General features: G+C 48.0%; 17 protein-coding genes. 12 read left to right on the plus strand and 5 right to left on the minus strand.

Annotated features, from left to right (window positions below; translation table 11 throughout):
• Window position 1: 1 nt before the first annotated feature.
• The 4 genes from NF347_RS10420 to NF347_RS10435 form a co-directional block, all read right to left on the minus strand.
• Complete coding sequence (locus NF347_RS10420; protein WP_237613070.1) at window positions 2-2,389, minus strand: T9SS type A sorting domain-containing protein; 2,388 nt, start codon at window positions 2,387-2,389, stop codon at window positions 2-4.
• Window positions 2,365-2,970, minus strand: coding sequence for a hypothetical protein (locus tag NF347_RS10425; protein WP_237613069.1), 606 nt, complete (start codon window positions 2,968-2,970; stop codon window positions 2,365-2,367). The genes NF347_RS10420 and NF347_RS10425 overlap by 25 nt, the downstream gene beginning before the upstream one ends.
• Window positions 2,971-3,435: 465 nt before the next feature.
• Complete coding sequence (locus tag NF347_RS10430; RefSeq protein WP_306254218.1) at window positions 3,436-9,507, minus strand: MutS N-terminal domain-containing protein; 6,072 nt, start codon at window positions 9,505-9,507, stop codon at window positions 3,436-3,438.
• Window positions 9,497-9,949: a DUF1896 family protein gene (locus NF347_RS10435; RefSeq protein WP_107037089.1), complete on the minus strand. Its 453-nt coding sequence runs from the start codon at window positions 9,947-9,949 to the stop codon at window positions 9,497-9,499. Before NF347_RS10435 ends, NF347_RS10430 begins: the two co-directional genes overlap by 11 nt.
• Before the next feature lie 359 nt (window positions 9,950-10,308).
• Here NF347_RS10435 and NF347_RS10440 point away from each other — a divergent pair, with 359 nt between their 5' ends.
• From NF347_RS10440 to NF347_RS10460, 5 genes are all read left to right on the plus strand, one after another.
• Window positions 10,309-10,686 carry a hypothetical protein gene (locus NF347_RS10440; RefSeq protein ID WP_123399794.1) on the plus strand — a complete coding sequence of 126 codons (378 nt, stop codon included), beginning with the start codon at window positions 10,309-10,311 and terminating at the stop codon, window positions 10,684-10,686.
• 29 nt (window positions 10,687-10,715) lie between these two features.
• Window positions 10,716-12,209 carry a DUF4099 domain-containing protein gene (locus NF347_RS10445; RefSeq protein WP_306254223.1) on the plus strand — a complete coding sequence of 498 codons (1,494 nt, stop codon included), beginning with the start codon at window positions 10,716-10,718 and terminating at the stop codon, window positions 12,207-12,209.
• A 137-nt stretch (window positions 12,210-12,346) separates the two neighbouring features.
• Window positions 12,347-14,314 carry a DNA topoisomerase gene (locus NF347_RS10450; RefSeq protein ID WP_107037096.1) on the plus strand — a complete coding sequence of 656 codons (1,968 nt, stop codon included), beginning with the start codon at window positions 12,347-12,349 and terminating at the stop codon, window positions 14,312-14,314.
• Complete coding sequence (locus NF347_RS10455) at window positions 14,311-14,592, plus strand: helix-turn-helix domain-containing protein (protein ID WP_161553892.1); 282 nt, start codon at window positions 14,311-14,313, stop codon at window positions 14,590-14,592. Before NF347_RS10450 ends, NF347_RS10455 begins: the two co-directional genes overlap by 4 nt.
• A complete protein-coding gene (locus NF347_RS10460) occupies window positions 14,589-14,891 on the plus strand; it encodes a helix-turn-helix domain-containing protein (protein ID WP_107037098.1) in 303 nt (100 codons plus the stop codon). The genes NF347_RS10455 and NF347_RS10460 overlap by 4 nt, the downstream gene beginning before the upstream one ends.
• Window positions 14,892-14,947: 56 nt before the next feature.
• On the opposite strand, the gene NF347_RS10465 is transcribed toward NF347_RS10460, so the two are convergent.
• Window positions 14,948-16,207 (minus strand): site-specific integrase, encoded by a 1,260-nt coding sequence (locus NF347_RS10465; protein WP_107037097.1) that lies wholly within the window; start codon window positions 16,205-16,207, stop codon window positions 14,948-14,950.
• A 739-nt stretch (window positions 16,208-16,946) separates the two neighbouring features.
• Here NF347_RS10465 and NF347_RS10470 point away from each other — a divergent pair.
• The 7 genes from NF347_RS10470 (at window position 16,947) to NF347_RS10500 (ending at window position 24,663) form a co-directional block, all read left to right on the plus strand.
• On the plus strand, window positions 16,947-18,296 hold the full coding sequence (locus tag NF347_RS10470; protein WP_107036806.1) for a site-specific integrase: 1,350 nt from the start codon (window positions 16,947-16,949) through the stop codon (window positions 18,294-18,296).
• 45 nt (window positions 18,297-18,341) lie between these two features.
• A complete protein-coding gene (locus NF347_RS10475) occupies window positions 18,342-19,514 on the plus strand; it encodes a PDDEXK nuclease domain-containing protein (protein ID WP_107036805.1) in 1,173 nt (390 codons plus the stop codon).
• A gap of 150 nt (window positions 19,515-19,664) precedes the next feature.
• Window positions 19,665-20,168, plus strand: a complete 504-nt coding sequence (locus NF347_RS10480; protein ID WP_107036804.1) for an RNA polymerase sigma-70 factor — start codon at window positions 19,665-19,667, stop codon at window positions 20,166-20,168.
• A gap of 90 nt (window positions 20,169-20,258) precedes the next feature.
• Window positions 20,259-20,702: a hypothetical protein gene (locus NF347_RS10485; RefSeq protein WP_107036803.1), complete on the plus strand. Its 444-nt coding sequence runs from the start codon at window positions 20,259-20,261 to the stop codon at window positions 20,700-20,702.
• Window positions 20,699-23,167: a TonB-dependent receptor domain-containing protein gene (locus NF347_RS10490; protein ID WP_107036802.1), complete on the plus strand. Its 2,469-nt coding sequence runs from the start codon at window positions 20,699-20,701 to the stop codon at window positions 23,165-23,167. The genes NF347_RS10485 and NF347_RS10490 overlap by 4 nt, the downstream gene beginning before the upstream one ends.
• The gene (locus NF347_RS10495; RefSeq protein WP_107036801.1) at window positions 23,155-24,126 is read left to right on the plus strand and encodes a DUF4249 family protein; all 972 of its coding nucleotides are present in this window, start codon (window positions 23,155-23,157) and stop codon (window positions 24,124-24,126) included. The genes NF347_RS10490 and NF347_RS10495 overlap by 13 nt, the downstream gene beginning before the upstream one ends.
• A 9-nt stretch (window positions 24,127-24,135) precedes the next feature.
• Entirely contained in the window at window positions 24,136-24,663 is a 528-nt protein-coding gene (locus tag NF347_RS10500) for a hypothetical protein (protein ID WP_107036800.1), read from the plus strand.
• The last annotated feature ends 8 nt before the right edge of the window (window positions 24,664-24,671 follow it).

Raw genomic sequence — 24,671 nt, forward strand, 5'->3', positions numbered from 1 at the left:
GTTATTTCGCAAGAATCTTTTGGGTATGTTCGCCCTCGGCTGTGATTGCCTTGACGATATACACACCGTTCATCGGAACTGTGAAACGCTTGGTCTTGATGTCTGAACCCTCCATCTCTCCCTCGAACACGAGGCGGCCTGATGCGTCGAATACCATCAGAGTGGCCGGGCCGGACTGTTCGCGGTCAAGAATGGCGTTGAAGATATGGGCCGTGCCATCCTCGGCATCAACCGAAAGGCTGCTGTTGCGTGTGTTGCCGGGATAGTCGCCGGGAGGATCGGACTGGCCGATTACCACAGGCTGCTTAGGCTCTATGCCGTTGGGCATCGACGGGTCACATCCGTTGCCGACATGGACAGTGTAGGTCACGGTATTTGTCTTGGGGGTCTCAATCTGGACATTGCCGTAAATCTCAAAGTCCTCGACAGGCGTACCGTTGATTGTCATACCGGTGATATGGGTGTCGCCTCGACCGTACTTGATACACATCCTCCAGAGGCGCAGAGTCCACGCGCTCTTTTTGAGTACCTCCTCGCCATTGTGGAACCATCGTACATATATGCCGCTGATTCTGAGACCGAGGGTGTCGCCGGGCTTAATGGGGACTCCCTGTGTCAGACTTGTGTAGCCGTCAAGGATGAAATAGGCCTTGTCGCCGCGCACGTCATATCCCCATTGGGTTATGTCCTCTTTTACAGAAGGCTCCGCGCCGATGCGGTACCACGAGCCGGTCTCCGTCACGGTCCACTCCACGTCGCCGCCTGTAAACCTGCGGTCAGTGTGGGAATATGTCGTGTAGAGAAGGTTGCCCTTGCCGTGGATGTCGTTTCCACCGCCCTGTGTCACCGTAAGAGTATATGTTCCCGTGGCGAGATTCTCAATCCTGTGGGTCTTGCCCATGAAACTTCCGCTTGCCACGAGGTCGTCTTTCTTCATGCCGGCCACGCTGTCAACGGTAAGCGAATACCTGTATATAGGAGTGCCTATGTTGATGCCTATGTCGATTGCGCCGTCTTTCTGGGGAACCCCGTCAACACAGGTTGTCGGTTCCACATCCACATCGGCATCAATGCCATCGAAATAGGCGAAAGTGAACACGTCTGAACCGCTCCCGTCTGCATCCCACAATATATTGTGGAACATGGTCTTGCCTCGGGATATATCCGGGGGTGAGCAACGCACCATCACAGTGTTGTCTGTATCAAAACGGCCCTCGCCGGTCGGGTCAATGAGCATGACAGTACGGCTGCGGCTGTAATGGTAGAACTCCTTGTCGGGAGTAAGGTTGTGTGCCAGCTCTGCAAAATATCCGGTTTCCACCGCCCCGTTGGAACGCACGGAGGTCAGATACAGCGGAGTGGCGGAGGCTTCCGCGCTTATGACACCTCTATATACCGAATTCCTCGCATCTTCGGGTATGGTTACGGTATATGCCGCACCTCCCTCTCCGTCAACGCGAAGATACACAACGCCGTCGGAAAGCATGACCGACACATCGGCACCGCTGACATCCGCGGCTATGCCGGTTCCACCTGCCTCGCCGTTGGCTATCGCCCTGACGCTGCCGTCACTGCCAATGCGGAATCCGTATGTGCATCCGCTGTCGCCTGATTTGGAAAATCCGACATCAAACGCAGGATGCGTTGACGGACACGGGAACTCTATCAGTCCGGTGCCGTCAGTCAGTTCGGGTGTCACCACTGATCCGGGAGTGTTCTCCTCCAGACTTATCACGTCAAGAAAGCCTTCAGGCGTTACGGTCATGCCGGTGGCAGTCCAGCGCGTCGCGGTAGTGTCGGCGACTGTCGGCATATTCGGCTTGACCAGCCATGTGCGGTTCATGATGTGCCAAAGTGTGTCGTTGGGAGAGGTGTAGGTCTCCAACGCGCCGCCGTCGTCGCCCCAGAAAAGAGACATTTTGTCAGGCATCGGGTTTCCATGCTCACGGCCCATGACAAGGAGATGAGCCTCTGACGGAAGACCGTATGAGTTTGATTTGTGATAGCTGTCGTTCTCGGGGAGCGACGTGTATAACGGGCCCTCCTCATAAGAGGTGGCCGACATGGGCTGGAGAAAATCACCGGCCTTGTTCCTTGAAATCGCCGTGACGCGGTTGTGATATACCCCGGCGTCGTCACGGTCCCACACAAGGTTGCCGTCTCCGTCAAGATATGAGTCATTGAGGGTGACACCGTATTTCATCGCGAGATAGCTCTCCGCCTTCCTTCTTTCGCCGGGAGTCAGGATGCGGTTATACACCAACAGTTCAGGCGAATACCCTTCAAACCCCTTATTGTCGAAATTGGAAGTGTCGAACGGGCCATTGAAATGCTCGTCTGTGGGTGAATACGCGCCGCCGATTGTCAACGTGCCGCCGGGACCGCCCATACCGATGTGTTCGGATTGGCCGCGCGGTAATAGGTCAGCACCTTTGTGGCGTGTTCCTTGAATGTGTTTTCAGGTATGGAGTCTTTTCCCGTGTAGAGCAGATCCTCGCCGTGGGTCTCCCCGTAGTCAAGAGGCTCTATGTTTCCGGGTCTTACAATCCGGTCGCTGGTGACGAGACTGCCGCCTCCGTCACCGCTTGCGACCCCATAGACAACTCCCTCGGTTTTGAACGTGTAAGGCGCGAACACCCCGATAATCGTGCCTTGGATGAGTGACGAGCGATGCAGCTCGCTCCACTTCGGGGTGTCACCTTTCGAGAAGTCGAGTGCCGGGTTGAAATTTAGCGACTTGACCAGAGCCCTGTCCTGTGTGAACACATAGGTGCCGGAGACTCTGTTCTGAGCATACTGCACCACCGAATCGCCCGAAAAATCGAGCCATTGGTAGCGGCCCTGCAGGTTGCCTGAGACCGGAGCAGCCTTAAACCAGGCGTCAACTCCCTCGACACCGCCCGGAGAACGGGCAAGCAGCAGGAGCGCAGACAAACCACACAGGCCTGAAAAGAGTAGTACCTTTTTCATACGCAAGTGATGTTTTGGGGTTTAACATAAATATGTGATTATAACTGGTTTGTCTGCATTATATCAGGCTTGGCGAGCTTAGCGGGATCGGTGACCGAGTCAAGGTTGCCCGCCCTTAGTTTACCTTTTAAGCCTGAACCATATTGCAAAGATAATCGAAAAAAGATAACGCACATAATGTATTCGACTAAAATCTATTGTTTTAACTATTTTTAACGTTTAGTCGACTGCGATTCTCAACTATGCGTTTAAATTAAATAAATAATAAGGCTATATCGCGAAGTGATAAATCTAAATCAATCCTGTTGAAATGATACATATTGTACACCCACTTAGGATGTGTGTACGGTCAGATTGCATCTTTTACCATATTAAATTTACTATTACAATACGCTCATATTGTATTGTCTGAATATGAAAATGGGATCCGACTTTCGCCAGACCCCATTTTTAGTTATTTTTTAATTATAGTTTGGGATGGCACATCCCAAAAATTGGAACTCTGGCACGATACCTTGAAAATGGTTCTGCAACCATTGACTCCTTATTGCCATTAGATTTAGCTTCAGCAACAGAGACATTTTGTGAATCCTTTTCCTGCTTGTTTTCCTCGCCGTTCTGTTCCTCTTTATTTGGTGTGAGTTCAGCGGTAATCCTGCGATCAAGGGCTGCAAGTTCGGATTTTAAACCTTTCAGTTCTTCCTCCTTGCCCCACGGCTTGGCGACGATAGCTTCGAACTGGGGAACGTCGGCTTTGAGTCTGGCGGTGCGTTCCTCATACTGCTCGATGATGCCGGGTATCTTCTCCAATGCGTTGACGAAGTTCATACAGGCGGCATGGGTGTCGGACATTGCTATGAAGCCGTTGTTGAACTTGTATTTGTAGTTGCCTTCGACCACAAAGCGGTTCTGAACGGTCTCCTTGCCGTCAACAAAATTACGCTCGGAGATAATGCTGATGGGGAAGCCATAGATTTCTCCGATACGCTTGTACTGTCCGTGGGTGTCGGTTTTCATCGCCAGACCTTGAAGGTGGATACCCATGTTCTGCTCGTCACGGAGGTTGCAAGTGTCGATAGTGAGATTGTTGACGGGGTTGCCGTCTTTATCTCGCTGGACAACCGACGCATATCGGGCTGCATCCTCCTTCATACGACTTATTGCCGCCTCGTTGTTGGCAATGTCGTGGCTGATGGTCTGGAGCCTAAACTTGGAATCGGAGATACCCTTGTTGTGGGCTTTGCGTTCAGACTCCAGTGCCGCTATCCGCTTTTCAAGTTTAGCCTTTTCGAGAAGGTCGGTGTTGCCGCTGAGAATAGCCATATATTCCGAGAAGTTCATGCCGTTCTGCTCGTCCATCGCGCCCTCGTCGATTGTTCTTGTTCCAAGCGCGCCACGTTTGAGCTGGCTGATGAATGTTGCCTTGCAGTGAAGAAGGTTGAACTTGTAGGAGTCCAGAGTTTTCTCCACGGCATATATCAGAATGTCAACATTATTCCCTGCGTACAGTTTTGCGACATCGTTGCCGTGTCGCTGACCTCTGCCGTCTCTTTGTTCAAGGTCTTTCGGCACCCAAGGTATATCAAGATGGTGAATACAGACAACCCGCTTTTGAGCGTTTACTCCCGTACCAAGCGTCTGTGTCGAACCGAAAAGCACGCGTACATCGCCATCGTTCATCGCCTGAAACAGTGTTTTCCGGCTACGGTCGGTCTTACATTCCTGAATAAAACGAATCTCATGTGCCGGGATACCGTAATCCTCTATCAGCTTTCGTTTGATTTCGGAATAGACATTCCATTCCCCGGGCTTGTATGTTGACAAATCACTGAATACAAACTGTGTGCCTTTATGTTCATCATACTTCCGATAATATTCCGCTATCATCCGGGCGCAGTGGCTGGCCTTGTTGCCGGGATCATCGTCATACGAAGGGTCTATAAGACGCATATCCATTGACATTTTGCGGGCATAGTCTGTGGCAATAAGCATCTTCGCCTTTTCTTCGGTCTGTGACAGCGGTTCTCGCCCCAGTATGGTGGCATCGCCACTCTCGGCAAATTTCATCAGTTTCTCGATGAAGTCCTCCTGTTGCGGCGTCGGAGGAATATTATGCAGTATCTCGTTCTTTGCAGGACGGTCAACGCCTACATCCTCCGCCGTGCGGTAATCCGTTATCTCGTTGTAGAATGCCGCAAGCTCCGGCACTTTGATAAAGTAACGGAAACGCTCTTTCTGCACAATTCTATTGGTGACATTAAACTCGAAGTCGGTTGTTTTCTTTGCGAAAATCGCCAGCCAAGCGTCGATGCACCGTATATCCTGCCTTTCAAGCTCTTTCGGGCGTAGATACTTGAACAGCAGGTACAATTCGGTGAGCGAGTTGCTGATTGTCGTACCGCTGAGAAAAGTAGCACCGAGGTCTTTGCCCGTCCGCTCCTGAATGGTGCGTATGGCGTAGAGAAGATTCAGCGCACGCTGTGAGCCTTCCGAGTTGCCTAATCCCGCCACACGGTCGTGTCGGGTATTGAACATCAGGTTCTTGAACTGGTGCGACTCGTCCACAAAAATGTGGTCGATACCCATCTGCTTGAAGTCAACGACAGCATCCTTGTTCTGATCCATCTGGTACTGAATGGTCGCAATCTTGGCGGTCAGGTTTTCCTTACGCTTGATTAAGCCTTTGAGCATACCACGACTAACATCGTGGCCCTGCTGTTTCAGCACTTCAAGATTCTCCTCAACCGTATCAAGCTCCGCCTGAAGAATCTGTTGCTGCATCTCCGGCGACTGCGGGATTTTCCCGAACTGGTCGTGCGACATTATCACGCAGTCATAATCGTTGTTCTTGATCTGATTGAAGAAATTTACGCGGTTGTCAGCCTTGAAACTCTTTTCATCGGCAAACAGTATCCGGGCATTGGGATAGGCACTCTGATATGTCATGGCAATCTCGGCGACGTTGGCTTTCAAGCCGATAATCATCGGTTTGTGAGCCAGCCCAAGACGTTTCATTTCACGCGCTGCTATACACATTATCAGTGTTTTACCTGTCCCCACCTCGTGATCGCACACTCCGCCTCCGTTCTGTTTCAGCATCCATATACAGTCTTTTTGCGACTGGTAAATGGAGTGGATTCCATACCTGTCACCCAATAATTTCATATTCAGCTCAGGGAATGTCTGATGTGAACCATCATACTGAGGGCGCACGAAACAGTTGAACTTGTCATTGTAGAGGTCAACGAGTTTTTCCTTGAACTCCGGCGACTGGGCTTCGAGCCATTCGCTGAATCCGTTTCGGATTTCGTCAATCTTGGTATTGGCGAGTTGGATAGCCTCGTTATCCGGCACTTTGATGTCGTTGCCGTTTTCATCTTTACCTGCCGACTTTTTGATGTCGGGTACGGTATTGTGGAGTGCGTGTTTCAACAGGCTCATTCCATCGTATGTGCGGTAATAGCCTCTGACACAGAACTCCTCCCAGATGGTCATGTTCTTTCTTGATGCCTCCGCCGAGTATTCATCCATAGATGAAGAATAGGCAATCTTCACATCGGTGTGGAATAGATATGACATATAAGCGGAGTAGATACCCGTTGGAATCCATCGCTCACCGAAGTTGAAATCCAGTTCATCGAACTCGATGCGGCGGGGCCGTGCTTCCTCCAACGCATTGAGCGAATCTTTCGACAATGCTATGAAAGGTTCTACACCGTCATATCCGGGAAAGTCCTTTATCCGTTCTTCCTCATGGTCAATCCATGCCCTGACATTATCGGCTTTTGCCACTACATTTCCAGCAATGAAACGGTCTTTGACCTCATAGCTGCTGACAAGCGGATTATAATATATGTGTCCTTCAAGGTTATCTACCAATGAATCCTCATCCATATCCACAAGCGATGACATATATTCAAGGTTGACGACACCATATTTATTAAGTGATGCAGTCAGTGCCTCCAGCGGTGTATCCACCGAAGTAACCTCGTCAACCGCGAATGATACCGGATGGTCGAAAATGTCAGCCTTGACAAACCGACCATTCTCGCCCCGCTCCAATGCCAGTGCGTCCCTGCCGTTGGCATCCATGAGGATAAATTTTACATTCTTTTTCTCATTTAGGTTGCCGTATTTCTCCACAAACTCATCATAATACTGATTGAGGTGTTCGCGCAGATGTTCTGACGGTTCATGGGTCTCAGCCTCATAGTTATAAAGCTGCTGATAAGTTTCCGACAGAGTGACATAGAGCATGGCGCGTTTCGCCTGTTCCGGCTTCAATTCCAATGGATTGAATGTAGCACCATTCTTGCGGACTTCCGAGAGGAAGCCCACAAGACCGTCCTGCACCACCATACTGCCGTTGTGGTGGAAGAACTGAATATCCTCCGAGAAAGGACGGGGTGACATATCCACCTCGGCCTTCTCCGGCTTTTTCGCCTCCACTATTGGCTGTCTGCTGGGAATGAAGTAGCCTTCGGTTTTCTCGATTACAGTGCCACCCTCGACGATAGTTTCGGATTTATAATCCTTATCGGCTTCTTTTTCAGCCGCCTGACGCTCACGTTCCGCAAGCTGGGCGTATGCGATTGACATCATCGCTTCGTAGAATCCGTTGATAGGCGGATTATCGTCCCAGTTCAGAGAACCGTAAAATTCCAGCTCCTTGTCAGTGAGCGGTCGGAATTTGTTTATGGGTAACGGTTTGGCATCAGCCCACGGTTTCGGCTTTTCGACCGGCTTTTCCTCCTTCTCTTTCTTTGGCACGGCGGGACGCTGGTGTTTTGGCGCGTCCCTCGGCTCCAGTTCTCCGAAAAGGTTATAGGCAAACAGATGCGGGTCGGGATTGTCGGAGTAATCCGGGCCGCCGTCGGTTTCTATTTCCTTCGCCTGTTCCGGAATGGGTGTAGATGGCACACTCTCGGATTGCTCAACCTTCTGTATTTCGGCATTGGGCGTAACAATCTCTACGACCTTTTGCTTGGCGGTCTTTGTCAGCTTCGGGTCTTCGAGCTGCTCACAGATAGCCACACGTTGCCCGGCTCTTACGAGCTTACGCAGGTATGCGTCGAGCGCGTGATGTGGAAATCCGGCAAGCCCTATATATTTGTCACTGCCGTTGGCTCTGCGGGTGAGTGTAATACCTAAAATCTCCGACGCTTTTACCGCATCCTCGCCAAAAATCTCATAGAAATCGCCCACTCTAAACAGCAGTACAGCATCGGGATGTTTCTTTTTCATCTCCTGATACTGTTGCATCAGAGGCGTATTGGTGAGGCTCGACTTCCTTTCCACTTTCGGAGCTTTCTCCTTTACCTCCTGTTTAGGCGTAGGAGTTGGAGCAACCGGGTCAGGCGTAGGCGGCTTGATACCGTTGGAATTATACAATTCCAGATTCAGGTGCAGGTGCAACGACTCGTCAAGTGCCTTTCGCAAATCCTCGGCTATGCCGTTGATACCACCGTCATGGTGGTACACGATAGCCGGTTTGCCATATTGGTCAGTACCAACCTTTGCATCGGTACAGATTACATTCTGCGGAAAAGCCTGAAAGAACTTGTTGCCCGGAACTTTCGTACCTCGGTCAACAACCGACTGGATGAAAAATTCCTCATCAGCCGACAATGACTTCTTCCCTGTGTGCTTCTGGAAAATAATCAGGTCAGAGCCAACATCAGTTCCGGCGTTTTCGCTGAAAGTATTGTTGGGCAAACGCAGAGCTGCCACAAGGTCAGCCTGTTTCACAAGTTCCATTCTTATAAAGGGCGAAGCCGCGTTCATCACACCCTGCGATGTGATAAAGGCAATCAGACCTCCCTCTCTCACTTGGTCGAGACCTTTGAGAAAGAAGTAATTGTGCAACGACTTCGCCGCCTGACGGTAGCCAATTTCCTTGCTCGTTGCATATTTAGGATCTGCAACCGCGAAATCACCGAAAGGAACATTTGAGGCCGCTACATCGAAATAACCGTCGAAATCGGGGTCGATACGCTCAAAGCCTTCAATATTCACAGTAGTGGACGGATGCAGAGCCTGTAAGATTTTACCTGTCAGCAAATCTTTCTCAAACGATAGGCACTCCGCGCCGGGGTAAATCCGTAGAAATGAATCAATGAAAGCACCTTGACCGGCCGACGGCTCCAGAAACTTTTTAACTTCGACACCCTGATATTTCAGTGCATCAGCGAGAGCATTTACAATGCGGTCGTCGGTATAGAAAGCCGTCAGCGTTGACGCTTTCAGCGACTCCATATAGCGGTTAAACTCCTTGTCGTCATGCGAATAGTCGTGGATAAGGCGACGCAGTTCAACCGTAGGTGCGAACAATTCAATATCCGACTTGCTCCACTTGGCTGCATCCGCCAACTCATTGGCATCATTGAGGATACACTTCAACCCGCCGAACCCGGCATACTTGTGCAGTATCTCCCGCTCTTCGGGAGTCTGCGCTGTGCGTCCGGCAACACCGAGCTTCAGGACAAGCCTGATAGCCTCAATGTTGTCGCGCATGGTCTGTAATCGGTTAAAGGCCATATTCGTCGAAATATTCGGCAATCCGACCGGAGATTACCAGCTTTAGAATCACACCTTCGTTGGTGTTGAGATATTCTTCGCTCAGTTCCACATCTTTGAACTCCTGCTGCAATTCTTCCAGTAGCGTATAAGTCCAGAACTCGATGGAACGTTCATCAAGAGAAATATGATCCGAAAATTCGTCTGCAAGTATGCCGCTTACAAAATCGTATGGCGAAATCTCAAAGCCATCAAGCAGACGGGCAATGGCTTTCTCGGAGGATATATAGACTTCATCCCCGGCCAGCCTTGATTCCACATAAATGTTAGCCGCAGCTTCGGCGCGTGCGGCAATAAGCAGGTCATCATCGGCTTCGGGGAAATGATGCACCGTCAGGTAACGGCGCAGATACAGATTATAATAGTCGAGGTCGTAGCCTCGGCCATCATTCTTTCTTTTCATAAAAAGGTTGGGGGAAATTATAGGGCGTGAATCCTTTCACACTGCAAAGAAAACCATAATGAAAGAGGCATTCATCATTTCCGGGGACTATGGTACTCGGTAGCCTCGCAATGCCTCAATGTGACACGACAAGCGACATTTTCCATTCAATCCCTGTTCCGACATACTTTTGAAGTACATAAATCGCCTGTCTTTCAAATAATTATAAAAGGTTAGTACCCCAAAATTTGCACTTTAACAATTTTATAAGACTGATTATCAGTGAGATAAAATTTACGAGAGGGCTGCTTTGGGGTACTCTCCCAACGGGGGGATACAGGCTCTGTAATTTTGCATCGTAATCGAAAACGAAACGCAAAATGAAAAAAACTGAAATTGACTATAACGACGTGGAAACATTCCCGAAGTTCGCCAAGGCCGCGATAAGAATCATGCTTGAGATGCTCAGGTGCATGATGAAGAAGAAAGAGCCTCCCATACTCTCAATCAACGGCCGCATGATTTATCTCACCGAGCATGTGATGAAGCTATTCGGCTTCAGCGTGAGAAAAATCCGACAACTAAGGGCTGACGATGAAATCGAGTATATGATCAGCAAGGACGGCTCAGTGGTATTCCACTACGAGCATCAGGTGCAGGAATATATCGACCGTACATTTGTCAGTTCACGCAGCCCGGAAGGAATGGAGCGTAGAAAACTCCGCAATGAAAGATTCAATAACCTCGGCACCAGCTAAGGTGCCATAAAATCCCCCTATATAAGTTTATGGAAAATATCCAGGAACAGGAAGTGCTGATTGCCCGCAACAACGAGACGGGACAGGTAGGCGCAGTCGTCGGTCAGAACCCCGACGGCACCCCGAAGATGGCAGACGCCAAGACTGCCAAGTTGAGCGATCTCGTTAAGTTCAACAAAAACCAGAACCCCATCGAGGCGTTCATCTCCAATTTCATCCGTCAGGTGCAGAATCCATCGCTGTTCGGCTTCTTCAAACTCCCTGCCGACCGCTATGACGCTATCGCTCCGGCAATGGCCGACCTAATCCAAGACCCGGCGTCAAACGGCGAGATGCTCAAGCCTTACGAGGTTGAGGTGAAGCCTGTGGCTCAGACACAAGAACAGACTCCGGCACAGGAACAGACCACGACGGAAGTACAGCAGGAACCGGAAGCAGAGCCTAAGCCTGAACAGGAAAGTGTGCAGGCCAGTCAGGAAGTGACAACCACCGCAGCCAAGGCGACTCCCGTTGACCCCAACAGGATTGACTGGGCCACCATCGAACAGCAGTGGGGCGTTAAGCGAGAGACACTCGAACAGTCCGGCGCGCTACAGTCGATGCTCTACAATCACAAGTCGCCCCAGCTTTTTACCGTCACCCCACAGTTCGGAGATGAGAAATTCACTCTTGATGCCCGACTTTCCTTCAAGGAGCAACCCGACGGAAGTTTTACACTTGCGCCACACTTCATCAAGAACGAGCCCAAACTTGATGTTCCCTTCCGTGGCTACGAGTTCTCGAAAGAAGATAAGGAGCAGCTTCTCAAAACCGGCAACCTCGGCAAAGTTGTGGAACTTGCCGACCCCATGACAGGGGAGATGAAGAAATGTCTGGTCAGCGTTGACCGTCTTACCAACGAAATCGAGGCCATGCCTGTGGATAAAATCTTTATAAAGAACCACATCGGCAAGACCGAGCTTTCGATGAAAGAGATAGGTATCCTGAAAGACGGCGGCGTGGTACATGGTAAGGAAATCGAGCTGAACAACGGACGCAAGTTTACCAGCGACCTCCAGTATAATGCCGACAAGTGTGATGTCGAGTTCGTCCGCACGCAGTCGCTCAAACAGGAGCAGTCCGGAGAGACACAACAACGTAATACATGGGTTGATTCTGATGGCAACCCCAAACGTATTACCAAGTGGGGTTCTACACATTTCACAGAACAGCAGATTGCTGACTATATGGCCGGTAAAAAGATCGAGATGGTAAATGTCACTGACAAGCAGGGTCAGCCCTGCACGGTATTTCTCCAGTTCAACAAGGAGAAACAGCGTCCGGTCACTGAATATCACTATGCCGACAACAAGAATGTTGTCGGTGTGGCCGAAGAAAGCAAGACACAGTATGCCGTGAACAATCAGGGGAAGACCAATGAGGCTACGAAAAACATCACAGACCCGCTCCAGAGGGGTCAGACGGCTCCCAAGAACGAACAGCAGCAAGAGCAGCAGCTCAGACTGAAGGGACCGAAATTATAATCCCCGACTGACATAATACCTGCCATTCTCTAATGGCTGTCCTCTTCACCGACATGGGGAGGCAGACTCTCCCCATGTCTTTCCGAAATCTCTTTTAATAATTCAAATTAGTAATAATCAATAAAATAAATAATATTATGAATCTCGTAATCGCACACTCCGCTCAAATCGCCTTCGCTGTATCCCGTGCCCTCAACTGCACAGACCGTACCGAAAACGGCGACTACACCAACGACACCGGCAGCATCGTCATCACCTCCGTCGAGTCCAGTCTCGTCGAGCCGGCTCCGTTTCAGTATTACGCCGGCGGCAGCGACTTCATCAAGACGCTCCCTTTTATCCCCAAGAGATACCTGTACGGTATCCGTGCTGACAATGTGGGAGGTAAATTCAAGGTCAGCGACGAGGACAAAAGCACGGTCGTCAGGCTTCAGGCTCTTGTCGAGCAGGCCGCAGAGGTCATCTTCGCCTCAAACAACGGAAGTGAGGCTCAGGCTCTATTCGCTATTCTATGTCAGGCAGCAAAAGCCGGACGCCGTATCAGCCGTATGTGGCTGACCACACTGAGCAACCGGGCGATAACCTATGCCTACCGTAACCGCGAGTCAGGCCGCAACATCACACGTATAGCCCGCTCCGGTTTCGTTCACCACGGAATGAACTTTCTGTTCCGTGCCAATGTGGAACAGGCTTTCGCCCAGATGTATGGCAAGCAGTCGTTCCCGATGGAGCGTATGGACATCGCCGCGCTCTGGCTCCTTTGCAACAGCTACGACAACATGAAAGTCAAGCTCCCAAAGAAGACCCGCTATGGCGTCGGCATCACCGGAAATTGGAATGGGAAATCTGTCCAGTTGGCACCGGCTGAACTCTGGACAAAGAAATCAGAGGCTCAGAGCTTGTATGACAAGTTCATGAAACTTAATGGCAAAACTGTCATGGCTGAGGTCGTGGAGGTCAACCCGAAGGTGGAGTGGCGACACGAGTTGCTCAACATGGTTACCCTTCAGGAGGTGGCTATCGAGGAACTGGGATTCCTGCCCGCCCGAACAATGGCGGCCGCAGACCTTCTTTTCGAGAAAGGGCTTATATCTTCACCCCGCACCTCGGTCTCCTCGCTGCCTCATCATCTGAAACGTCACATTGAACGTCGCTTCCCGGAGGCAAAGGCGTTTCCGTTCTGCCCCGAAGAGCAGATACCTTATTGCCACGGAATCATCACCACCGAGCGTACACCTCTTTTTCTCAGCGACGACGAGCAGCGTGTGTATGAACTCATCAACATCCGTACAGAAATGGCTTTTGACTCAGCAAGATGTATAGAGGTGGGAATCGCGGCAAATATCGAAGGTGTCGGTCTTTTTGGCACAGCCGAACTGCCCGATGATGCGGAATGTGTAACGGGTAATATAGAATTTACAATCTCAGGTGTGAGCATCTACTCGTTCTCGGAGCACTCACCCGAAACCCTGACCGCCGCAACATTTCTGCACGACCTCAATGAACTGGTCAACACAGGTGGTGATACACCCTCGCTTCTTCCCGTGAGCAGCTACCGCGACTGCGGAGCCTGCCTCCAGCGTCTCATCGACAACGGATTCGTAAAATATCTGCTTGGCGACATTGAACCGACGGAGAAGGCGCGTGTGCTTCTTTCGCACGCCGGCCACCTCGAACTCGCCGACATCGGCAAGTACATCACCCAGATAGACGAGGCTGACGCGCTCGCGGAGAACCGCAAACCCACAAAGCCTGTAATGAGGGATTATGAGAACTGGCTTCATCCCCTTATTCTCTCGCTCATCACCGACAAGAAATCCTTTGCCAGCAAGGTTTCGGGCTACACCTGCCCGAAATGCGGCAACCACGGGCTGACCGTGTTCCCGGCTACAATAGCCTGTGAATGTTGCGGATTCTCAATCCCGCGCCACTTCCACGGCTACGACCTGACCGACAAGGACATCGAGCAGCTTGTACGATACAAATACACATCGCCCATCTACGGCTTCATCGACCGCAAAGGCCGCAAGTTCTGCGAATCGTTGGTAATCGACAACCGTTTCGGCGTGACATTCTCCGCCAAAGCCGCCAAGATATACGGATGAGAACAGTAGAGATTGATGAGGATATTCTGGAATCAATGTTCGAGCAGGTGGAATATCTTCATTCATTGGTAAGGACAATTTCCAGACTCCTTGTTTCAAAGAAACCGGATGACCTCCTTACTACCGGCGAAGCCGCCGCAATATTGCGAATGAGCACCCGCCATCTTAACAATCTCAAAGCGGCAGGAAAAATTCCTTTCATACAGATTGACGGTAGGGTAATGTATCTCGCAAGCGATATTGCGAAATATATAATCATGCAGAAGGCCAAAATATGATTGAAATTGTATTTACCAAACGTAATGACAGGGTGAAGATGTTTTTCAGTCGTTGCAAGGAACTTAAAGACGCTCTGAATCATATCTGCGAGAATTGTCGTCCTATCCTTAATAACGATGCCTATCTCACGGACGCGGAACTGGCGCAACGGCTCAGAGTAAGCAGACGCACTCTTCACGACTACCGGAATAGCGGTATGTTGCCTTACTATGAGATAGGCGGCAAGTATCTTTATTCCGAAAAAGATGTCGATAATCTCTTGATGAGCAATTATCGCAATGTAATTTGCAATCCTTGAATATGACAGAGGCAAGAATCCTTAACCGGACTCTTGCCTCTGTTGTCGTTTGGTGGTTACTGTTTTTTCTTCCGGCCCCGTTTCTTTTTGGTGAAGAGGTCTCCGGCCATGACCTCTCGGATATTCTGCATATCCTCCATGATTGAGGAATCAAGTACCCGGGCGTAGTGCTGGGTCATCTTGATGCTTGTGTGTCCGAGCATCTTCGAGACATTCTCGATACGTACCCCCTGTGACAGGCATACTGTAGCATAGGTGTGGCGGGCAACGTGAGTGGTGAGAACCTTGCCTATCTCGCAGATGTTTCCTATCTCTTTCAGGTAGCGGTTCATTACCTGATTGCAGGGAACCGGTAGAAGCGTTCCTTTTTCAGCCGCCTTCGGATTGTCCTCATATTTTTTGAGTATGGCTTTGGGTATGTCAAGCAGCGGTATATTCTGGACAATATCCGTTTTCTGGCGTGGCTTGCGAATCCACATGTTGCCGTCGTTGTCCTCGACAACGTGTTCTCTTTTCAGATTGGAGATGTCAATAAACGCCAGTCCGGTGAAAGCGGCCATTACAAACATGTCTCTGACCACATCAAGTACACCGTCAAAGTGCCTCCTATATATTATATGGAGTTCATCGAGGGTGAGGAATGTGGGATTGGTCTGTACCGTTCGGACCTTTATTCCGGCAAACGGATCCTTGGTAATCCAATCGTTTGCAAGGGCCCGGTTGGTGATTTTCTTCAGACCTTTCATGTAACGCGCCACAGTGTTCTGCTGCTGGTTACGGTCAATCTTGAGATACATCTCAAAACCGTGGACGAAGTCGCGGTCAAGACTTGTCAGTGGCAAGTCTTCGACTTCATACTTCTTTTTGATGTAACGCTGAAGCAGTCGGGTAATGGTCTCGTATTTTTTGATGGTGCCGAGCTCGAAATCACGGCCCATCAATGCACGGCATTCCTGATTATGTTCCTGAAATGTCGTTATTATCATACGTTCCACTACCTTGTGGACGCCGATATTGAAAAATCGGTTGTGAAGTTCCTGCGCGGTTGCGACAACACCTTCCGATTGCATATCCTGAAACAGCTTGAACAGCTTGATATTCGTCTCGTCGATATAGTCGTTCAAATCTATCGCGTTTTTGGACGTGCCTTTGGCGCGTTCCTTTGACTGATTCCAGAGAGCAGGGTCGATATACTTCCCCGTATTGGAATCAATTCTTGTGCCGTTCACAGAAATTCTCATGCGAATCGCACATTCTCCTGTCTTTGTCACGGTGCTTCTTCGATAGAACAGCACCGTCAATCGGTCTTTCTTCATTTCTTCTATGAGTAAAGAGGGTTAAATCGTCAAGAAACGAAGCCTTTCCGGAGGTGATTTTAGTCTTTGCAACAACAGGTATATCAGTGTGTTATATGCGTTTTGGTGCCACGGATTTCAGAGAAATTGGTGCCAAAAATTTCTGGCACTGTTTTTGGCACCAATTTGGCACCAAAATGATTTTCGCTGAAAAATCCTCCGAAGACATTTTTTCCTCCGCAAGTCCTCAAATTTCTTTCAGACCATACTGAATTTTCTACGCGAAGATAATAAAGACGCTTCCGACTCTCTCTATGCAAATCGTTGAAGAATAATGAAATGAGTATAAATCTCAGCCATGGATACCCATTCAGCAGGCTCTCGCAAGCCATTGGCACCAACGGGGAACCTTCATTCCTCATCGTTCTTCATCGGCGTGCATAGGGCATATAAAAAGCAAAACGCCGATTATGTTGATAATCAGCGTTTTGCCTTAATTTAACATTTGAATAAGTGGTCCCACTTGGAGTCAAAATAGTGAATCTCGTTGAATTTGGTTGAATATCGGTATTCAAACGGCAATATTATAGATGTCTTGAATATCAGTATATTATGTATTGATTTGCATATTTGCAAATTGCATCTCTATATCAAGCAGATGCAAGTAGGCGCAAAAGATGTGGACAATCCGTGGACGGAAATTTGTGTGCGTGGACAATTTTGATTAATTTTGTACCATAACTTTTAACCCCCTCTCCTTATGGCTACAATCACAAGGTCTCTTTCCTCGAAAGTAAATGGCAACGGTGAGTCTGAAATCATGCTCCGTCTTACCGTGTCACGCGAATTGCGTCTGCGTCTCAGAAGCGGTGTGTTTATCGAACCATCACGATTCCGTGAAGGTAAATTTATCATGCCGCGTGCCGACCGCAAGACGCTTGCAAAATTACAAATTATCAGTGACAATCTCTCATCATTGGAGTGCAGATTGATCTCTCTCAGCGTAAACACACCTGCAAATCAACTCAACAAGGAATTCTTTGAGGACGCCATAATGCGTCACAATCATCCGGAATTGTTTGAGACGGTACCTGTCAGCCGCAGTTTATTCGATACCTTCAATGAATATCTTGACACCACACAGGATGGTACAAAACTGTCAAGCCACTATAAAGTGTTGGCCCGGCTGTTGGATAGATATGAGAAATACAAGCGAAAATCAACCCGGCAGAAATTTCAGTTGACTCTCGAAGATTTTAACGGGGCGATGGTTGACGATTTCAAGCAGTTTGTCATTGATGAGCCCAGAATCTATGAGAAATATCCATCCATATATAAGGACGCATCAGATGTTGTGGAGACAAAGCGCAAGCCTCGCAAGCCGGAGCAGCGTGGCCACAATGCCGTAATTGCCATTATGAAACGGCTTCGTGCTTTCTTCAACTGGTGTGTGAAGCGTGGATACATCACTCGCACTCCGTTTGCCTCCTGCACAAGTATCGGCGCGGAGAAATATGGTGTGCCGTATTACATCACATTGGAGGAACGTGACAAAATTGCTGACCGCGATTTTTCATTCAAGAAATCGCTGGAGGTGCAACGCGATATTTTCATCTTCCAATGCCTTATCGGTTGCCGAGTGTCTGACCTTATGGAACTGACACCCGAAAACATTATCAATGGCGCGGTAGAGTATATGCCCAACAAGACAAAGGGAGAGCGACCGGAGGTTGTGCGTGTGCCACTGAACAGTCGTGCAAAGGCTCTTGTCAGGAAATACAAAGGAGTGGATGAGAAGGGTCGATTGTTCCCATTCATCAGCACACAGAAATACAATCAGGCAATCAAGGATATTTTTACACTTTGCGGTATCACACGTGTTGTCACTGTCCTCAATCCCAAGACCGGCGAAGAGGAGCGTAAACCGCTGAATGAAATAGCGAGCAGCCACATGGCACGGCGCACATTCGTCGGCAACCTCTATAAGAAGGTTAAAGACCCAAGCCTTGTCGGAGCATTGTCCGGTCACAAGGAAGGTAGCAAGGCCTTCGCCCGCTACCGAGACATCGACGAAGACATCAAGAAAGAATTGGTCAATCTCCTTGATTGACAGAGATTAATTTCTGAGAATCAGAATAATTTGCTAATTTTGCATATGGATAAGACAAAAGACACCCCATATATCGTAAGAGTTAAGGATTTCAGAATTGACTCTGATTACTCATCATGGCTTTCTGATATAATAAAGCGATATAGGGAGGCTCAGATAAAAGCGGCTCTAAAGGTTAATTATGAAAAATTGCAATTCAACTGGAGCATTGGACGTGACCTTGTAATACGGAAAGCAGAGGAACGTTGGGGCTCAGGAGTTGTTGAGCAACTTAGCTTTGACTTGCAAGATGCTTTCCCTAATGAAAAAGGATTCAGTAGCCGCAATATGTGGAGGATGAAACAATGGTATTTGTTTTTCTCCACATCTGAAGCATCCGAAAAACTGCCCCAACTTGGGGCAGAATTGCAAAATGCTGAAATCCAATCATTAATAAAGCTGCCACAGGTTGGGGCAGAATTGAACGAAGATAGTTTGCCAATGATTCTCGGACTTGTGCCATGGCGTCATCAGACAGACATTGTAACCGGATGCGAATCGTTAGACGAAGCCATTTTCTATCTAAAAGAATGCGTAACAAGAGGATGGAGCCGTCAAACGTTGGCAAATTCAATGAAGGCCAAATTATATGAGAAGCAAGGCAAAGCCATCTCAAACTTTCCAAAATACCTGCCGGAAGCGCAAAGCCGACTTGCGCAGGAAATTACTAAAGACAACTACGATTTCAGTTTTGTGACAGTCCCTGAGAATTATCAGGAAGAACAGTTGGAAACAGCTCTTGAGCAGAACATCACCCGTTTTCTTCTCGAACTTGGAACCGGATTTGCTTTTGTTGGTCGGCAGAAAGAGTTTATCGTCAATGGCCGTAGCCGACGTATTGATATGTTATTCTATCATATCAAACTGAAAGCATATGTGGTTGTAGAACTCAAAATAAGGCCATTTGAACCGGAATTTGCAGGTAAACTCAACTATTATGTAAGTGCAGTCGATGAATTATTGAAAGGACCCGATGATAATCCAACCATCGGATTGCTGATATGCAGTGACAAGGATGAGACTGAGGTACGTTGGGCGTTCAGGGGCGTACATACACCGATGGGAGTGGCTTCTTATGACAATGTCAATACCATTAATGAAACGAATCTATTACCTTCTGCTGAGGAACTTCAAGCACGTATTCGTTTGGTAGAGGAGAAGATAAACAAAAACAAATAATCCTAACCTAAATTTAATTAGAATATAATTGGGATTCTACTACATTCTCTGAATTTTCCAAGACGGTAATTATTTATTTCTTTCATAGGACTTTTTCAAGGGTATTGCGTCTTTTATATTGAGGCCGTATAGCCTATCGATAATGACACAATGATTACTTCGAGAGAATTTGAGACATATTTCAGACGACTGTATTTGCCATTGGGTATGTACGCACTCCGTATCGTTGATAATGCCGACGATGCGGAGGACATTGTGGAGGATACTTTCATGAAGGCTTGGCAAGCTCTCTCGTCGGGTGCAGAGATTGAACATTTCAACTCATATATCTACCGATGTGTAAGAAATGAATGTGTGAGCTTCCTTCGAGGGAAAAAGGAATTTGAAAACATTGATACAATCCCGGAAGTATGCGAGGAGGTGATAGACACCTCTTTCCATGATGCAAGGATATGGAAGGCGATTGATGAACTTCCGGAGAAATGCCGTGAAATATTCTTGATGAGCAAGCGTGATGGACTGACCAATGCGGAAATTGCCGAGGAAATGAATATCTCTATAAAGACTGTTAAGAACCAGATGACAAAAGCGTTTGCCCGGCTCAGAGAGTCGTTATCAACCGGGCACAAGCCATTCTTCCTACCTTTTTTATAAAAATTTTAATTCCGGATAGGACCTGAGGATAGTGGTTGCGTCATATAAGTGAACGGGGACAAATCCCGGGACACTTTTTGAACAACCATTATGAATGAAGAAATAACATACATAGCAAAGCGTTACCGCAAAGGGAAGTTCTCCGTTGAAAAGAGTTGGAAACGGTTGAATATAAAACCAGCCTTAAAATGGAATGGTCTCAAAATAGCGGCAGCCGTTGCCTCGGTTGTAGTCCTGTCGGCGACAGCGGCTATCATATATCATCAGTACGAATTGAAAGACACGGCTGATAAGATTGTCAATGAATCAGTCAGACCTGCTGCATCGCTGGAGACTGTCAAAATCATTGATTTTGAAAACACGCCGCTCCCTACCGTCATTTCCAAAATTAAAGAGGTGTATGGCGTTGAGGTTATCAATGTTCCGGAGAATGCCGGGGAGTATCGTCTTTCACTACACTACGAAGGTAACGCCGTTGACCTTGTAGCCACGATCAACGACATTCTTGAAACCCAAATGTCAGTAAAGGAATGAAGCGTTTGATGTCATTGCTGATTGGAGCCTTCTGCTGTGTGTCGGTTGTGTTTGCGCAGAATGTGACCATTCGCGCTGTCAATCAACCTGCCGCAACTGTATTCCGCTCTATTGTGGAACAGACTGGCAAAAACTTTGTGTATTCATCGGAACTGCTTAAAGATATACGTGTCACTGTCAAAGCCAAGAACAAACCACTGAATTACGTGCTGTCTGAAATGTTCTCAGCCACTCCCATTGAGTATAAAATCAAGGGTAACAATATAGTCTTGAAGCGAAGGAAGAAAGTGGCAAAGACTGAAAAGATCAAATCTCCGGTTGTCTCCGCTCCTGTGACAAGTGTATGTGAACCCTCGATTAAATCCACGATGCTTGATGAAGTGGTTGTCGTATCGCGTCTTGAAGCCCCGCAGGTTGAGACTGCCGAAATCGGAGCTAAGAAAGTCACCGCCGATGAAGTGCGCAACACACCGGTGCTTTTCGGTGAGGCAGATGTGATAAAGGCTTTGCAGACCCAGCCGGGCATAACTGAGGGCACGGAGGGTATGGCAGGGATGTATGTTCATGGCGGAAACGCTGATGAAAACCTCTATATGCTTGATAATGTGCCTCTCTATCAAGTCAATCATTTTGCCGGGCTATTCTCAGCGTTCAATACCGATATAATAAGATACATAGATTTTTTCAAGTCTTCCATTCCTGCGAAATATGATGGTCGTCTGTCTTCTTTTATGGATGTGCGTCTGCAAAACGGCAACCGCGACGGTCATCACGGGTCCGCACGTCTCGGCCTGACATCGGGAGCTTTCAATATCTCCGGGCCGATAGGCAAGAAGACAACCTATCTTGTTGGGTTGCGCCGTTCTTGGTTTGATGTGCTCACCATTCCGTTTGTTGCGATTGCCAATTCGCAGAATGAAGATGAGAAACTACGCTTCAACTATTATTTTATGGATTTCAACGCCCGTGTGCAGCATCGGTTCTCACCTAAGGCGACCGCCTTTGTCAGCTTCTATTTCGGAGATGACAAACTGAAAACCGGTACGGAAGACAAGGGCTATGACAAGCCTAATTATTTCGGGTCGTTTTATGATGACCGGTTTGACATGCACTGGGGAAACCTTCTCGCACAAGCCGGACTCAATTACCGTTTCAATGATAATCTTTCATCCGAGTTCACTGCCGCATACACCCGCTTCTTCTCCAGCATGAAGCATGATTATATCAGTAGAGATAAATCCTCCGAACACATGGAAGAATCGCATACTGTCCTCAATACAGACAATAATATAAATGACTGGATATTTCGTGGTGATTTCGATTGGAGTCCCAACGACAACAACCGCGTCCGTTTCGGCGCAGGATACACCCGACATTCATTCCTACCGGCGCGAACATCACGCCTATACGAGGTTGGGACGACACATTTGTCAACCCGTGATTCAACATGGGCCTATGGTGCGAATGAAGTCAACGCATATATTGAGGATGATTGGAAAATAAGTGACAAGTTCAGAATGAACGCCGGTTTCCATGGCTCGTTGTTCAATATCGGGGAAAAGACAAATTTCGGATGGTCTCCGAGATTGTCACTCAGTTATCGTCCTGATGAAGACTGGGCGGTGAAATTTGCATACGCCCGAACCACTCAATACGTACACCAACTCAGCCAGAGTTATCTTGCACTCCCTACTGACCAATGGATACCGATCAGCGGAAAGTTCAAGCCGGAGACAGCTGATAAAATATCCGTGGGTGGGTATTGGCAATCTCCTGACAAGACTTATGCAGTGTCAGTAGAGGGCTACTACAAATGGATGGATAATCTTGTAGAATACAAGGATGAGTATTACCTGCATCCCCCTCTCGACTTATGGAACGCTCAACTTTGCAGTGGTAAAGGTACGGCTAAGGGCGTTGATTTCAAAATTGAAAAAGTATTCGGAAAGGTGACAGGGCACATATCCTATTCGTTAGCGTGGGCAGACCGCACGTTTGCCGACAAAAACGGAGGGCGCACATTTCCAGCCAAATTCGATAACCGCCATACGATAAATATAATGGTGAATTGGAAAATAAGCGACAAGGTGCAGATCAACGCTTCGTGGGTGGGACATTCAGGCAACAGATTCACTCTGTTGAATCAAGTGTGGGATGATCCTGAATTTGACACCACCGATTGGTTCGGAGCCGGAGAGTCGCCATTGGGTACCGGCATTAACAGTTATAAATTGCCTTTCTACCATCGTCTGGATTTAAGCTGTACTGTCAAAAATAAACGTGGGTACTGGACATTCGGTCTCTATAACGCATACTGCCACATGAACACTGTTGCAGTGAAGCGTGGAACCCAAGATATTGCCGTGTCAAAACCCGGCGAATACTATATCACCAGTGAACCGGTATTCAAACGTGTCAAACTTCTTCCTGTCATACCCTCGATTTCATACACATGGTTATTCTGAAAAAAATATATCCACTTCTTGCATTACCGCTCCTCACAGGATGCGAGGAGGCGTTCACACCGGATATGCCCCATACTCCGGCATTGTGCGTCAACTCCTTGATAACCGCTGGAGAACCTGTAGAGGCTAAAATTTCAAAGTCAAGGCTTTACACCGACAGTTCCGAAAAATCCGAAGTCAGGGATGCCGAAGTCAGGATTTATGCCAATGGGGAGTTGCAGCTTGACTCCTATATCCCGAAGGAGGGCGACAATATAAGGATTGTTGCCGAAAGTCCTGCGGTTGGCAGAGGTGAGGCCGACGTACTTATCCCGGCTTCTATCCCGGCGCCGACTGCTACTTGGGAGGCTTATGATGTCAGTTGCTGGGAATCTGACAATGAAGAGGTTTTCACCCAGTTCAAACTAAAGATTGACCTTCGGATTGAAGATCCCAAAGGAGAAAATTATTATAAATTTTCATTCAACAGTGATTTTCAAGCCGATGAAGAGTTGGACGACTTTGATGCAAGCGGAAATTATGGGTTTGCGATAGGCTTGTTGCTATATGATATGGAACCAATTTTCAGGGAGCATATCGGTATTTTTGAGTCTATCATGGGTGGCGATGCTGAAGGCTTCTCATTCTTCTCAGACCGACAGTTTGAAGGAAAAAGTTATACATTGCATCTTCAATTTGACAACTGCTGGTTCCGCTATCCAAAAGGTGAGATACCCGACTGCAACGTCAATTTGATTGTCAGCTCCGTGTCGTCTTCCTACTATAACTGGGCCAACTATATTTGGCAGCGCGACAGCGGTACTCTTACCGAACTTGGAGACTACGGTTTTGGAGACCCGATATGGGGATACAGCAATGTGTCTTCCGGCGCGGGTGTGGTTGCAGCCCAATCGAAATCAGTCTGCACGATTGATTTAACAGACTTCATTCAGGAAACAATACACGAAATAATCAAATAGAACAATCCAATGGAAAAATCGAAAACAATCGGAATAATAACTTTCTTCATAATGTCTATACTTGTATTGACATCATGTGATAAAGAGGGATATGAACCAATATCAACCTCCACGGATGCTTGTCAGATAATAGTGAATTGTCTCGACCACAATGGGAAAAGCCTTCTTGATAACAATAAATTTGTTAATGGAATTTCTATCGAGGGTGATGCTTCACACTCAAAGATAAAATATGATGTGAAAAATGCAAATGGAGGAAAGGTTCTGTCTTTCACTGCTGAACTTCCTGATCAGGACGATATGAAATGGTCGAAAGACAGAAGCGAGGCCAATGGTATCTCTAAGATGACCATGAAGTTCAACAAACACAAGATTGAGCTGAAATGCCACATAAAATATATCGCCAACCGTCCTCCGGCAGTATCAGGTGGCAAAGCCACACTTGAAGAGGTATCATGCAATAACCAGACATTCAAACGCTCCGGTAACAGCGTAACCATAACACTACGTATGGACAAAAGCGGCAAACTCTTATAAAAATATAA

Source organism: Paramuribaculum intestinale (assembly GCF_030759015.1).
Taxonomy (GTDB): Bacteria; Bacteroidota; Bacteroidia; order Bacteroidales; family Muribaculaceae; genus Paramuribaculum; species Paramuribaculum intestinale.

Bases quoted from the DNA above. Each gene is read 5' to 3' on its own strand.
- NF347_RS10420 (WP_237613070.1), bottom strand. From the start codon at position 2,389: ATGGGCGGTCCCGGCGGCACGTTGACAATCGGCGGCGCGTATTCACCC.
- NF347_RS10425 (WP_237613069.1), bottom strand. From the start codon at position 2,970: ATGAAAAAGGTACTACTCTTTTCAGGCCTGTGTGGTTTGTCTGCGCTC.
- NF347_RS10430 (WP_306254218.1), bottom strand. From the start codon at position 9,507: ATGGCCTTTAACCGATTACAGACCATGCGCGACAACATTGAGGCTATC.
- NF347_RS10435 (WP_107037089.1), bottom strand. From the start codon at position 9,949: ATGAAAAGAAAGAATGATGGCCGAGGCTACGACCTCGACTATTATAAT.
- NF347_RS10440 (WP_123399794.1), top strand. From the start codon at position 10,309: ATGAAAAAAACTGAAATTGACTATAACGACGTGGAAACATTCCCGAAG.
- NF347_RS10445 (WP_306254223.1), top strand. From the start codon at position 10,716: ATGGAAAATATCCAGGAACAGGAAGTGCTGATTGCCCGCAACAACGAG.
- NF347_RS10450 (WP_107037096.1), top strand. From the start codon at position 12,347: ATGAATCTCGTAATCGCACACTCCGCTCAAATCGCCTTCGCTGTATCC.
- NF347_RS10455 (WP_161553892.1), top strand. From the start codon at position 14,311: ATGAGAACAGTAGAGATTGATGAGGATATTCTGGAATCAATGTTCGAG.
- NF347_RS10460 (WP_107037098.1), top strand. From the start codon at position 14,589: ATGATTGAAATTGTATTTACCAAACGTAATGACAGGGTGAAGATGTTT.
- NF347_RS10465 (WP_107037097.1), bottom strand. From the start codon at position 16,207: ATGAAGAAAGACCGATTGACGGTGCTGTTCTATCGAAGAAGCACCGTG.
- NF347_RS10470 (WP_107036806.1), top strand. From the start codon at position 16,947: ATGGCTACAATCACAAGGTCTCTTTCCTCGAAAGTAAATGGCAACGGT.
- NF347_RS10475 (WP_107036805.1), top strand. From the start codon at position 18,342: ATGGATAAGACAAAAGACACCCCATATATCGTAAGAGTTAAGGATTTC.
- NF347_RS10480 (WP_107036804.1), top strand. From the start codon at position 19,665: ATGATTACTTCGAGAGAATTTGAGACATATTTCAGACGACTGTATTTG.
- NF347_RS10485 (WP_107036803.1), top strand. From the start codon at position 20,259: ATGAATGAAGAAATAACATACATAGCAAAGCGTTACCGCAAAGGGAAG.
- NF347_RS10490 (WP_107036802.1), top strand. From the start codon at position 20,699: ATGAAGCGTTTGATGTCATTGCTGATTGGAGCCTTCTGCTGTGTGTCG.
- NF347_RS10495 (WP_107036801.1), top strand. From the start codon at position 23,155: ATGGTTATTCTGAAAAAAATATATCCACTTCTTGCATTACCGCTCCTC.
- NF347_RS10500 (WP_107036800.1), top strand. From the start codon at position 24,136: ATGGAAAAATCGAAAACAATCGGAATAATAACTTTCTTCATAATGTCT.